The organism is Labrenzia sp. PO1, assembly GCF_012273635.1.
GTDB classification, from domain to species: Bacteria; Pseudomonadota; Alphaproteobacteria; order Rhizobiales; family Stappiaceae; genus Roseibium; species Roseibium algicola.
Genome location: NZ_JAAXCR010000004.1, coordinates 380692 through 393516, shown reverse-complemented (window position 1 = coordinate 393516; position 12825 = coordinate 380692). Strand labels below are relative to the sequence as shown.

General features: G+C 59.4%; 12 protein-coding genes. 7 read left to right on the top strand and 5 right to left on the bottom strand.

What is annotated here, in order from left to right:
- Positions 1–24: 24 nt before the first annotated feature.
- Complete coding sequence (locus HCG46_RS21940; RefSeq protein ID WP_168687378.1) at positions 25–1590, top strand: CYTH and CHAD domain-containing protein; 1566 nt, start codon at positions 25–27, stop codon at positions 1588–1590.
- Between the two features lie 6 nt (positions 1591–1596).
- Here the strand turns inward: HCG46_RS21940 and HCG46_RS21935 are convergent, their stop codons facing one another.
- Positions 1597–2337, bottom strand: a complete 741-nt coding sequence (locus HCG46_RS21935; RefSeq protein WP_168687377.1) for a helix-turn-helix transcriptional regulator — start codon at positions 2335–2337, stop codon at positions 1597–1599.
- A 120-nt stretch (positions 2338–2457) separates the two neighbouring features.
- Here HCG46_RS21935 and HCG46_RS21930 point away from each other — a divergent pair, with 120 nt between their 5' ends.
- Both HCG46_RS21930 and HCG46_RS21925 read left to right on the top strand, forming a co-directional pair.
- Positions 2458–3303 (top strand): ATP/GTP-binding protein, encoded by an 846-nt coding sequence (locus tag HCG46_RS21930; protein ID WP_168687376.1) that lies wholly within the window; start codon positions 2458–2460, stop codon positions 3301–3303.
- A 245-nt stretch (positions 3304–3548) separates the two neighbouring features.
- Positions 3549–4196: a pyridoxamine 5'-phosphate oxidase family protein gene (locus HCG46_RS21925; protein ID WP_055659987.1), complete on the top strand. Its 648-nt coding sequence runs from the start codon at positions 3549–3551 to the stop codon at positions 4194–4196.
- Positions 4197–4288: 92 nt separating this feature from the next.
- Here the strand turns inward: HCG46_RS21925 and HCG46_RS21920 are convergent, their stop codons facing one another.
- Entirely contained in the window at positions 4289–5608 is a 1320-nt protein-coding gene (locus HCG46_RS21920) for an aspartate aminotransferase family protein (RefSeq protein WP_168687375.1), read from the bottom strand.
- Positions 5609–5719: 111 nt separating this feature from the next.
- On the opposite strand from HCG46_RS21920, the gene HCG46_RS21915 reads away from it, so the two are divergent.
- Complete coding sequence (locus HCG46_RS21915) at positions 5720–6580, top strand: LysR family transcriptional regulator (RefSeq protein WP_168687374.1); 861 nt, start codon at positions 5720–5722, stop codon at positions 6578–6580.
- Between the two features lie 61 nt (positions 6581–6641).
- On the opposite strand, the gene HCG46_RS21910 is transcribed toward HCG46_RS21915, so the two are convergent.
- Positions 6642–7091, bottom strand: a complete 450-nt coding sequence (locus HCG46_RS21910) for a GNAT family N-acetyltransferase (protein WP_168687373.1) — start codon at positions 7089–7091, stop codon at positions 6642–6644.
- A 51-nt stretch (positions 7092–7142) separates the two neighbouring features.
- Complete coding sequence (locus HCG46_RS21905) at positions 7143–7808, bottom strand: GntR family transcriptional regulator (protein WP_168687372.1); 666 nt, start codon at positions 7806–7808, stop codon at positions 7143–7145.
- 110 nt (positions 7809–7918) lie between these two features.
- Here HCG46_RS21905 and HCG46_RS21900 point away from each other — a divergent pair, with 110 nt between their 5' ends.
- The 3 genes from HCG46_RS21900 to HCG46_RS21890 all read left to right on the top strand — a co-directional run bounded on the left by HCG46_RS21900 (position 7919) and on the right by HCG46_RS21890 (position 10870).
- Complete coding sequence (locus HCG46_RS21900; protein WP_168687371.1) at positions 7919–9082, top strand: pyridoxal phosphate-dependent aminotransferase; 1164 nt, start codon at positions 7919–7921, stop codon at positions 9080–9082.
- A gap of 139 nt (positions 9083–9221) precedes the next feature.
- A complete protein-coding gene (locus HCG46_RS21895) occupies positions 9222–9602 on the top strand; it encodes a hypothetical protein (protein WP_077291465.1) in 381 nt (126 codons plus the stop codon).
- Between the two features lie 200 nt (positions 9603–9802).
- Positions 9803–10870, top strand: coding sequence for a linear amide C-N hydrolase (locus tag HCG46_RS21890; protein ID WP_168687370.1), 1068 nt, complete (start codon positions 9803–9805; stop codon positions 10868–10870).
- 171 nt (positions 10871–11041) lie between these two features.
- Here the strand turns inward: HCG46_RS21890 and HCG46_RS21885 are convergent, their stop codons facing one another.
- Entirely contained in the window at positions 11042–12574 is a 1533-nt protein-coding gene (locus HCG46_RS21885; RefSeq protein ID WP_168687369.1) for a DUF5677 domain-containing protein, read from the bottom strand.
- Between the last annotated feature and the right edge of the window lie 251 nt (positions 12575–12825).

Here is a 12825-nt window from a genome sequence, read left to right as displayed (position 1 = left end):
AAATGGCTTGGCTAGAAATTCAGCATGAGCAAATCAGGACGTGAAATCGAGCTTAAGCTCGAGCTGGAAACGACGGCACAGGACGCTTTGAAACGCGCCGGTTCCATAGACGGATTCACTGCCAGCCGCGCCGTGAACAAGACGTTGCAGTCGATCTATTTCGACACGCCGGACCAGGCGCTTCGCAAGGCCAGGATTTCCCTTCGCGTGCGCAAGTCCGGCAACAGCTGGGTTCAGACCGTCAAGCTCGGCACGGGCGTCATGGGCGGCCTGTCCTCGCCGGTGGAAGCCGAACATCCGGTCAAGGGCCGTGCGCTCGACTTTTCCGTCATCGAAGACCCCGCCGTCCACGACCGTCTTCTGGAAATCATCGGCGATGCCCCCCTGTCGGAGTGCTTTGAAACGGTGATGAAGCGCACCGTGCGCAATCTGACCCGGGACAGTGACGGCACCTTCATCGAACTCGCCTTCGACAACGGCAATATTCTGGCCGGCAGCGGCAGCCAGCCGCTGACAGAACTCGAAATGGAACTGAAGTCCGGTCCCAGCCTTGCCCTTTTCGAGGCCGCCAAGGCTCTTTTGAAGGACATCCCCTTCCGCTTTTCGCCCTATAGCAAGGCAGAGCGCGGATACCGTTTTGCCGAGGGCACCGCGCCTGCGGAACGGGCACCCTATTTTGCCGAGAATGTTTCCTTCGACAGCGGCATCACCACCGAGCACGCCTTTCGCGACGTGCTGCGTTCTTGCCTGACCCAGATTTCCGAAAACCGGCTTGCAGTCCTGTCGTCGAACGATCCGGAAGGCCCGCATCAGCTACGGGTGGGCCTGCGCCGCCTGCGCAGTGCGTTTCGCCTGTTCCGGCCAATCCTGAACCCGGCGACCATGGCACCGCTCGACAGGACCGCGAAGGTCATTGCCACCGAAGCCGGTTCCCTGCGGGATCTCGACGTCCTGGTCGACGAGATCGTTATGCCCCTGGTCGACAGGGCGCCCGCAACCCTGTCCTTTGACGCTCTTCTGGAAAATCTCAATGCCTTCCGGGATGAAAGCACCCGCACCACGCTGACGGATCATCTCAAATCGGAAGAGGTCAACGGTTTCCTGCTCGACCTTGCAGCCTACACCGAGGGGCGCGGCTGGCTGGACCCGGAAAACTTCGGCCAGACGCAGCTTCTGGCCCAACCTGTGGAGACTCACGCCGGCGAAGCTCTTGCCAAGCAGTGGAAGAAGGTTCTGAAATACGGCAAGCGACTGGAAGAACTTACCGTTCCCGAACGCCACGAAATGCGCAAGGCGATGAAGAAGATGCGCTACGGCATCGAATTCTTCGGCTGCCTCTATCCGAAAGACACCGTGAAGCCCTTCCTGAAGCGGATGAAGAAGCTGCAGGATATCTTCGGCTATCTCAACGATGTCGCCATGGCCGAACAACTGCCGGTGAAATGCAAGGTCAGCGGGGCAAATGCCCTGGCAACCAACCAGGCCATCGGTTTTGTCATCGGCTGGCACGAGGCCCAATGCCAGGCCATGTGGCAGCACGCCAAGGGATATTGGGAAGCAACCCGGGAAACGCCGAAATTCTGGACCTGACGCTTATCACCGGCCCGGTTCGATCATCAGAATGTCCGGAAAGGAAACAGGGGCGAAGGCTCCGGTCAGCTTGAAGGTGGTCAGGTCTTCCTCGCGCGAGACCAGCTGGTCCTGACGGGCCAGCTCGGCGATGGTCTCCTTCAGAGTTTCGATCTCACGCAGGATGAACGCCCCCGTGTCCGGCAGCATGCGGCGGGAGAGCGTGAAGAACAGGGACTGGTTGCCACCCGGATTGGCTATCACCTGCCCCAGAAAGCGCATGTTGATTTCCTTCAGCAGCGGGATCAACGGCCCGTCCGGACGGAACCTGAAGGGCTCCTTGCGCGTGATCTTGATGCGGTTGCCTGGATGCACTTCGGCCAGCCCCAGCGCCTCCAGCACCCGGCCCAGTCGGAACATGTCCTCTCCCGAGAGATCAAAACGGCGCTCGATTTCCTGTTGCGGGATCGGCTCACGCAGCAGGATGAAGAGATAGAACAGCGACGGATCCGCAGCGAGCCGCGCTTCCGTTGCCACCGGCAGGACGCTTGCCTCTTCCGAATTCCGCTCTGCCCGATGCAATACGTCCGCCAGCGGCACCTCCAGAATTTCGCAGATCTCCAGCAACCGGCTTAGCTTGCAATCGTGCCCCGCGAAGATCCGCTTGACCGTTGGCTCCGATATTTCCATCCGGCTTGCGAGATCCGCATAGGTCATGCCACGAGCCTTCAGCACGCCCTGCAAGATCTTGAAGGTATCACCGCGCATATTCCTGATCCCGAATTCGACAGTTTGAGTATCGTTTTTTGATACCAAATCATCATCAATTGCAAGAAAAGTTCGTCTTCTGCAGGAGAGGTCCAGTTCAACTTTGCGAAAGGACTTCCCATGCAGACCTTCAAACCCCTGGCCGCCGCGCTGCTGCTCGGCCTTTCAACGCTCCCCTCATCAGCCGGTTCACTCTGGTCAACGGACGGCTTCGACATGCCTGAATCCGTAGCCTTTGACACTGCGGCCAACCGGCTCATCGTCAGTGTCATGGAAGGCGCGCCGAATGCGGTCGACGGCAACGGCCATCTGGCGCTTCTGTCCACGGACGGGAAAATCATAGATGCCAAATGGGCAACCGGAATGGACGCTCCCAAGGGACTGGCGCTGATGAACGGCAAGGTCTTCGCGGCCGATCTCACCAGTCTGCGGGTTGTCGACGCCCAGACCGGCAAATTGCTGCAGTCATTGCCTGCAGAAGGCTCGGTTTTCCTGAACGATGTGACCACCAGCGGCGACGAAATCTTCGTTTCCGACATGATGACGAACACCATCTGGCGCTACGCGGATGGCACTTTTGAAAAATGGCTGGAAAGCCCTGAGCTCAATCACCCCAATGGCCTTTACTGGGACAACGGCCGCCTGCTTGTCGGCGCCTGGGGCAAGGGCCTCAAGAACGATTTCACCACTGAAGCACCCGGCAGCCTGCTTGCCATTGATCCTGCCTCCAAAGCTATCAGCGTCGTGGCGCGGGATATCGGCAACATCGATGGCATCGCACGGCTGAACGGCAAGCTCGTCCTCAACGACTGGATCAACGGCAAGGTCTTCGAGATTGGTTCTGACGGTACACCGAACGAGATCATGAGCGAACCCGCCGGCCTTGCCGATATTTCCACCCACGATGACGTCCTTTACCTGCCGCATATGCTGGAAGGCAGGATCGAGGCAGTCAGACTGAACTAGCACCAGACCCTGCAAACGCTTCATCGCACGGGTCAGACGGCAAAAACGGGTTGGGCACGTGATGCCCAACTCGCCCCTTACCACCTTACGATGTGTGGCCCATCAATTTCTGATGTACGCACCTCAGTTTATGCTACCTTCCACGCAGATTGGCCCAGTGTTCGGCAAGTCGAACGCTGGATCAGCCGCCGGGCGAGGACCGCCAAAGCAGGGTCATACAGGGATCAGGGTCGAGGGATAGCGTGCTGGAAGCCTACAAGATCAACCCGGAGTTCGTCATTTCGGATGAGGAAACGCTCCGGAGCCACTATTCCGAGCTATCGCCGCTGGCAGCAAAAAAGTGCCTGAGCGCACTGGACAAACATGCTCGGGACTTCATTGCCCGCTCGCCGTTTCTGTGCCTCGGCACGCAGAACAAGGACGGCAAGGCGGATGTCAGCCCGCGTGGCGATCCGGTCGGCTTCGTCAAGGTTCTCGACCCGCAAACGCTTGCCATTCCGGACCGTCCGGGAAACAACCGCCTCGACAGTCTGGCCAATATTGTCGCCAACCCGAATGTCGGGCTTCTGTTCCTGATTCCCGGGTTTGACGAGACCTTGCGCGTCAACGGCATGGCAACGCTTGTAACCGATCCGGATCTTCTTCAAACCATGAGCGTGAAGGACCGTGCGCCCAAGCTCGCCATTGTCGTGAAGGTGAGCGAAGTCTTCCTGCACTGCGCCAAGGCGTTCCGGCGCTCACACCTCTGGGATCCCGAACACCAGCAGGACCGCAGCGAAATGCCGTCGCTTTCCAAGATCATTCTGGACCAGACGACCGGCGCGCCGGATGAAAAGGAAATGCAGAAGCTGGATGCTGCGCTGGAGGAGACCTACCGGAAAACGCTTTATTGAGCGGATCCCGCGCAGCAATTTCACCGGCAGGAGCCAGACTACAAGGGAGCGCTGACGCTCCCCTGTATCGCCTCATACCCTAAGGGGCCATATCAGGCCCGAGCTGCTTCAATCGCCGACGCCATGATGTCCAGCCCCTGATCGATCTCGTCATCCGAGATCGTCAATGGCGGGGCGATGCGGAAGACCGCGCCCATGGCTGGCAGTTTGACGATGTTCATGCTGAGCCCGCGTGCCATTGCCTCGGCGCCGATCCGGTCTGCCATCGCGAGATCCGGCTGGCGGCTGGCCCGATCGGTCACGATCTCCAGCCCGAGCAGCAGCCCACGACCGCGCACATCGCCAACACTCTCAAAACGCTGCTTCAAGCCTTCCAGCCCGGCTTGCAGGCGCTGGCCTGCCGACACCGCACGGCCGATCAGTCCATCCCGTTCCACCACATCCATCACCGCCAGTCCGACAGCAGCGGGCAGAGGATCGGACACGTGGGTGGTCAGAAACACGAACCCTTTCCGGTGCGCTTCTTCCTCGATGGCACGGCTCGTCAGCACGGCGGAAAGCGGCAATCCGGCCCCCAGGGTCTTGGACAAGGTCAGGATGTCCGGTGTCACGCCATCCCGCTGGAAGGCAAACATATGTCCCGTCCGGCCGATACCGGTCTGGGCCTCGTCCAGGATCAGCAGCATCCCGCGCTCGTCGCACTTCTGGCGCAGTGCCGCGAGATAGCCCTCCGGCAATTCGATGATGCCGCCTGACGACAGGATCGGCTCGGCAATGAAGGCAGCAAGATTGCCGGTGGACTGGCTGTCGACCAGCGCAAAGGCATCATCCAGCTCGGTCCTCCAGTCCAGATTGCCGTTCGAATCCGTAAACCGCGGCCGGTAGGCATTGGGGGCGGGGATTGCAAACGACCCCGGATTGACCGGCCCGTAGCCCCGCCGGTTGTGACTGTAGGTGGCGGAAGCAGCTGCCCCGGTCATGCCGTGCCAGCTCTTGGTAAAGGCCACGATCTCGTGCTTGCCGGTAACCAGCTTTGCCAGACGGATGGCGGCCTCGTTGGATTCCGCCCCGGTGGACAGGAGCAGCACCTTTTCCAGTCCGGGCACAAGAGATCCGAGGCGCTTCGACAGGTCGACGACCGGGCGGGACAGCATGCCGCTGAACAGGTGGTCGAGCTGGCCGATCTGCTCGCGCACGGTGCGCACGATATCCGGATGGGAATGCCCCAGGATGGAACTCATCTGACCGGACGTGAAATCGAGGATTGGTGCGCCTGAGCTGTCATAGACATAACTGCCTTCGGCACGTTCGATGACACGTTGTTCGAACACAGGACCATACCGCAGGACGTGATCCGACACGTCGGACCAGAACCCGGTATCCGTGCTGTTGCTGGCGCTTTCCAATGCCATGAGGCGTCTCCTGATCCGGCCGGCTGAATTGACTGCAGCAAGTTTAGGAGAAGCCTTGCATTCAATAAAATTCATAGTTTAGATTATGATATTCAATTGGATTGATATCTCATGCCTGTTCTGGAAATCGCCTTGCTGCGCAGTTTCATGGAAGTCGCCCGCAGCGGCTCGATCAGCACCGCAGCGCGGCAGGTCGGGCGGACACAATCCGCCGTCAGCATGCAGATGAACCGGCTGGAGGCGATTGTCGGCCAGCAGATCCTGCGCCGCACACGCGGGGGTGTGGAACTGACGGCAGCAGGTGACAGGTTTCTGGTCCAGGCGGAACGCATTCTTGCCGTCCACGACGAAGCACTTGCCACCCTGCCGGGGGCAGGCCTGCATGGTCTGATCAGTTTCGGCTGCCCGGAAGACTATCTGACCGCCTTCTTTCCCGATCTTCTGAAAGGGTTTGGCGCGCGGCATGGCGATGTCGAGATCGAGGTGGTCTGTGCTCCAACAACGGAATTGCACCTTCAGCTACAGCGCAGGCGGATCGATCTTGCCCTGATTTCCGTTCCCGGCGAAGACGCGTCCGCCCGCATCCTGAGGCCGGAAAGCTTTGTCTGGGTGGCCAATCGCCCCGATCCGGAGGTCCTGCGAAAGGATGTTGTGCCGCTTGCGCTTTCGGCGCCGGACACATTGGACCATCGCGCCGCCCGCAGCGCCATGGACCAGGCAGGCAAACCCTATCGCATCGCCTTTGCCAGCAATGGCCTCGCGGGCCTGCTGGCGATTGCCCGGTCCGGCCAGGCCATCAGTGTGGTGACCCGCTCCGCGGTGCCGCATGATCTCCACATCGTGGAGGCCGGCCTGCCGCCGCTTCCCGGCATCGGCGTCACGCTGGCCTACGCGTCGCCAAATCCCTCGGCTGCAACGCAGGCATTCGGAGAATTCGTGGCGGACAAGCTGCGCAGCCCGGCGACGAACTGACATCACAACACCGGGCCGGGCAATATCCGGTCCATTCGGCCGGATTCCAGGCCGGCAGGCTTCAAGTGCCGGGCATCCAGGCGTAGACGGTGTCCAATGCGTCCTGCGAGACGAACCGGAACCCGCAGGCGAGGTAAAAATCATTGGCGGGACTGCCGTTGAGGGCCATCAGCCGGATCGGCAGTCCCGCCGCTTCTGCCTCAGCCTTCAGGCCCTCGACGCTATCTCGGCCAAGCCCAAGCCCCTGAAAGGCCGGACTGACATAGAGATGATCAAGATAGAAATGGTCGGCGTGCCTGCGCACGACAAAAAAGCCGGCAATGTCTTCTTCCACCAGGATGATCCTTGTGTCTGTGGCAACAAAGCTGCCCAGGAATCGGTCCCTGGCCCGGAGAGGGTCAAACCGCCCGACGGCTTCGAGGCTCGGCCGCATTGCCTCGACGCGAATGTCGGCAAGCCTTTCCGCATCGGCCTCAACTGCCGCTTCAATCCGGTAGATTTTTCGAGACATTCATTTCCTCGCCAGCGGGAGACAGACGACACCTGCCGCATCTGATCACCTTCACGGCGCGGGCAGTCTTGCAGACAGGCGCTCGACCAGCGCCTCTCCGGCAGCCTCGATATGTCGCCTCAGGATGTCGCAGGCTTCCGCGCCGTCCCGGCGGCGGCAGGCTTCAAGCAGGGCCCGGTGTTCCTGATGAGAGCGCCGGGTGTAGTCGAGCTGCGCCGCCGCAAGCCTCAAGTACCGGTCGCCGGCCTCATTGAGCGCGGCAATCTGTGCCAGCAGCCGCGGCCTTGCGCAGGGCTCATACAGCGCGAAATGAAACGCCTTGTTCAAGGCTCCGAAGTTTTCCAGGTCCGACGCCTCGGCCTTGTCCTGAATGGCTGCGGCCCGGTCGATCTGGCTGTTGGTCAGCTCCGGAATGGCAAGGCGCAAGGCCAGTGTCTCCAGCGCCGCCCGCATTTCGTAAACTTCCCTGAATTCCTCCGGATCAAGCGGGGCAACGATGGCGCCCTTGTTCGGCGGCATCTGCACCAGTCCTTCGGCCTCCAGCAGGCGCAGCGCATCGCGAACAGGCATCCGGCTGGTCTCGAACAACACCGCCAGCCGTTCCTGGCGCAGCGCCTCGCCCGGTTTCAGCTCGCCCGAGACGATCTTTTCCCGCAGGGCATCGGCCACCCGAATGGCCTGATCTCCGGTTCTTTTTGCGCTTGTCCGCTCTGTCATCTGTCCGTCCGGCTGGGTCCTTCCGCCTTCGTAGACAATCAGCGACTTGACTGCAATCCGGCAAATATGTATCCAGTTTTTAAATTTGGATACAAAAAAGGATATTGCAGATGACCGTCTCGCGATTGAAGGACATTCCGGGAATTGGCGTGGACAAGATGGGACAGGCCGCCGATGACGTCGGAAATTCCGACATGCTTCGGCTGGAGAACCTGGATACGGACCTTCGCCCGCCGGAGGAGGCGCTGGAAGCAACGCTGGCTGCCATCGGCCGGGATGACGCCAACAGCTATCTGCCGTTCCTGGGCACGAATGACATCCGCAGGGCCGCAACCAACCGGATATCGGCCACCACCGGCCAGCTTTACGACTGGAATACCCAATGCGTCATTTCGGCGGGCGGCCTGTCCGGCATCCTCAATGCCCTGCTGGCAATCCTGGAGCCGGGCGACGAGGTCATCATCACCGATCCCGCCTATGCGGGCCTGCTCAACCGCATCCGCCTTGCCGGCGGCGTTCCGAAGCTGGTTCCGCTAAGGGTGGTCGATGGCGGCTGGCGTCTTGATCTGGAAGAACTGCGCCGCGCAGCCAGCGACAGAACCCGGGCCGTTTTGACCATGAGCCCGTCCATGCCGACTGGCATCGTGCACACGGCGGAAGAATGGAACGCCATTGCGGAAGTCGTGATGCACACCGGCGCGTTCCTGCTGCACGACGCCGCCATGGAGCGGATTCTCTACACCGGCAAGCCGGTGATCCACCCGGCCAGCCTGGATGGCATGGCGGAGCGCACGATAACGGTGGGCTGCGTTTCCAAGGAATACCGGATGATCGGCTGGCGGGTCGGCTGGACGGTCGGCCCCGCCCCGATCATGGCGGACATCGGCCTTGTCAGCCTCACCAACGTCGTCTGCCAGGTCGGCATCGCAATGCCGGGCGCTGCGGCCGCCATCACCGCGAAAGACGACGGCATCGCCGCTGCAACGGCAACCTGGAAAGCCCGCCGGGACATCATCCTTCAGGCACTGTCAAACCTGCCCGTCGTGCGCCCGGATGGCGGCTGGTCTCTGCTGATCGACACCGCCGAACTTGGTTATTCCCCGGTGGAAGCCTCCCGGCTGCTGTTCGAAAAGGGGCGGATCGCGGCAACACCGATGACCGGCTGGGGCAGCGAGGACATCGCCGGACGCTACCTGCGTTTCGTCTTCGCCAACGAGCCGGCAGAAAGGCTCGGCGATATCCGCGAGCGGTTGCGCCTCGCCTGGCAGGTCTGACGGCACCGCGCCAGCCTCGACACCTCAGGAAAGCCCTGCCCGGGCTTTCTTCCTCCCTCACGTTCTACCGCCGGTCCGCACCGGTTTCTTCACCCCGCTTGTGCCCAAAGGCACAGCCTTCCTTGAAAGGACGAAAGACTTGACCACCCGCATCCCAACCCTGGCCGCCTGGCTGTTCCGGCTTGCCGCTCTCTGGATGCTGATCGGACTGGTGCTCGGCATCGTCATGGCGGCAAGCCATGACCACGCGCTCTCGCCGGTTCATGTGCACACCAACCTTCTCGGCTGGGCAACCCTGGCCCTGACCGGGCTCCTCTACACGGTAATCCCGGCCATGGCGGACAACAGGTTTGCCCGCCTGCACTTCTGGCTTCATGCGCTTGGTCTGCCGGTGATGATGGCGGCACTGGCCGCCTATGCGCTTGGCCATACGGCGATGGAACCCGTCATCGCGGTTGGTGCGATCGCGGTCACGGCCGGGCTTGCCTTTTTCACGGTCAACCTGTTCCGGACGCTTTGACCGGACGGGTTTCACCCAACTCGCCCAAGTTCCGTGTCCGGGGCCCGCAGTGGCAACATTGCGGGCCATTTCCGTTTGCCGCTCGAACCGGCACACAATCGCCGGCCTGTCTTGACAGCGTCACACCTGGCCGTCCCTATATCACCAGTTGTGCCGGGGACGACTCGGCACCCCATCGGCAAACCGCAAGGAGACGGCGCATGAAGATCGGCAAGACCACGGTAACGGCAGCCTGCGCATTGGCCATCGCCTCGTCCGGCCTGCTGGCGCCACGCCTTGCGGATGCCTGCACCCGGGTGGTCTATCTCGGTGCCAGCGAGCAGGTGATCACCGCCCGCTCGATGGACTGGAAAACCGATGTCAGCACGAACCTCTGGCTGTTCCCGCGCGGCATGAAGCGCAACGGCGAGGCCGGTGAAAACTCCTTGGAATGGACCTCGAAATACGGCAGTGTCATTGCCTCCGGCTACGACATTTCAACGACCGACGGCATGAACGAAGCCGGGCTTGTCGCCAATGTGCTGTGGCTGGTGGAATCCGAGTATCCAGAATACGACAGCTCCAAACCCGGCCTGACGATCGCCGCCTGGGCGCAATATGTGCTCGACAATTTCGCGACCGTTGAAGAGGCCGTCCGCGCGCTGGAGGCCGAACCCTTCACGCTCTTCAGCGACAATGTTCCAGGCGAAGAACGCCTCGCCACCCTGCACCTGTCCCTGTCGGATGCAAGCGGCGACAGCGCCATCGTGGAATATATCGACGGCAAGCAGGTGATCCACCACAGCCGCGCCTATCAGGTGATGACCAACTCGCCGACCTTCGAAGAGCAGCTGGCCCTGAACCAGTACTGGAAGGAAATCGGCGGCACCGTCATGCTGCCGGGCACCAACCGTGCGGCGGACCGCTTTGCCCGCGCATCGTTCTATGTCGACGCCATCCCGAGAACCGAAAGCCCGGTCGAGACGATTGCCAGCGTCTTCGGCGTCATCCGCAATGTCTCCGTGCCGCTCGGCATCACCACGCCCGACCAGCCGAACATCTCCTCCACCCGCTGGCGCACCGTCGCCGACCAGAAGCGCAAGCTCTACTTCTTCGAATCCGTGGTGACCCCGAACATCTTCTGGATCGACTTCAGCCAGGCCGACTTTTCACCGGAAACCGGCAAGGTCATGAAACTAGACCTCGGCCCCAACCAGACCAACATCTACTCCGGCATGGCCAACGCGCACTTCCAGGAAGCAGAACCGTTCCGGTTTCTGGGGCGGTAGGACGCGGGAAAGGCTGTCTTGCGTCGTCATTTCGGACGAACGGTGGAGTTTGAGCCGGTCTGCAAAGCTGCCGATCGTTGCGCCTTGCGCGAAGGTCTATTGGAGGCGGAGAGCGGGAATTCGCTGCATTTTGCACCAACGTCAGCTAGGCGATTATGATTAAGTCTTATCTTAGCTCTCGCTGTCAGGTTCCGACAACGCGTCATGGATTACACTATACGACTTAACGGGCAGCTCTGGCTTACCGATAAACTCATCTAAAGAGCTAAGCGTCTTTGCAAAGTATTTCCCCGCCATTCGACACCAGTGTATGTCTGGCTCAAACGAGGGAATAACTGGAAGTAGATGAAAATTGTGCGCAGGGTTCTGGCAGTATTCTATATTAATTCTACCTACATGAGACCAGTACGAGTGGACTGCCGAACTAAAGGGCTGGAACACATAGTTGTAAAAATCTATGCAGCCTGCCTCTTTTGCCATCACACGGGCATTCTTTCCCGACCAACTTCCAAGATTAACCTCAGTAAGAAATTCTGCCTGCTGGGATTCAAGCCAAATTTCCAATTGCTCAATGTATGGTTTCTGTTGTTCTGTGTCCTTTAAACCGGCTTTTTCAAGTTCCTCTTTGCGATGCGCTATCTCCAGCTTGATGGTACCGAGTCCGTCTTGGACATATAAAGGCACGCGTTCACGAGGGTTCTGTATTAGCCAGACGAGCGTAATATGCACATCCGCCATCGCCCTTAGCATTATCGGTGCAGTATTCGAGTTCCAGATGCCAGGATTAGAGACTATCTCAATGGCAAGTGTTGCCTGCCTTGCCAAGAGGGCGAGAATGACTTGTCTTTCTTGCGGCTTGCCAAGGTCAATCTCCCAAGCGCTTTCACGAGCCCTGAAGTCATCGTGTACGAAGTGCGCAAATGCTGTGATGAAGCCTTCGATTCCCTTAGAGACATCGGGGAGTTCAGGAATGTCTTGATAGTCGCCAGCGCACCTACCTATCGCTGATAAGCCGTTCCAAAAAGCATCGACCCAGTCAGGTATGTCAGCATCTTCTTCCTTTGCAAGTAGAAGCATTGGAGCCATGGCACGAAAGAAAGAGCCCGCTTTTTTTGATGCTTCGGTTGCTGGATAGTCTTCAATATCACTGAAAACGGTCGCGTTCTTATCGAAAACCTCTTTAGCTACCCTAATCTTATCTTGATCGAAGGCAAGATATACGGCAGTCGAAATTGCAAGCGTTGCGGCGCGACTGTGACGGTTATACATTTCCGCAAGAGTGGGGCCCAGATGATCTGTGACTGCTTGCAGATCATCTTCGGATTGAAGTTCAGCGAAAGATAAAGGGCTGTCGGGCCAAATGACGGACAGCCTGCCTAGAACAGCCCGAAAATCTGCCAATATCGCTTCGTCAATGACATCCAAGAGCTCTTGATGCTCAACTTCTGACAACTCTGAAAACGAGGTCACTGTGGCAAAGAGTGGTTTAGGGTCCTTTTTGCTGACCTGTGCGGCAGCTTTTCCCACCTGCCTTGCGACTTCAACGCCTCTCACCGGGCCTAGCTCATTGATAAGTAACGTTATCCAGAATAATTCAGGGACGATTTGAAGCGACCACGAGAAAGGTGAAAAGTTGTCACCCATCGCCGCGCGCACCGGTGGAATGAGCCGCCTTTTCCTCTTGATATGATCTTCCAGAACCATTTTCGAAACCTTATTACTCTAAGGCACTTCCATCTCCTGCCCTAGCATCGCGCTGGGAACGGTTAATTAAAATGCTGCATGTCTTTCAAGTCAAAGCCATGCGCAGCACATCTCATTCATTAAGAACTTAAGGAAACTGGGAGCGGGTGTGCTCAAGAGGCGAATTTGGCTGTGAACAGTCATACTCTGTAAAAAACACGAACGAACGCAATGGGCTGGGAGTGACGTCACGCCTGAAGGCGACTACGCGT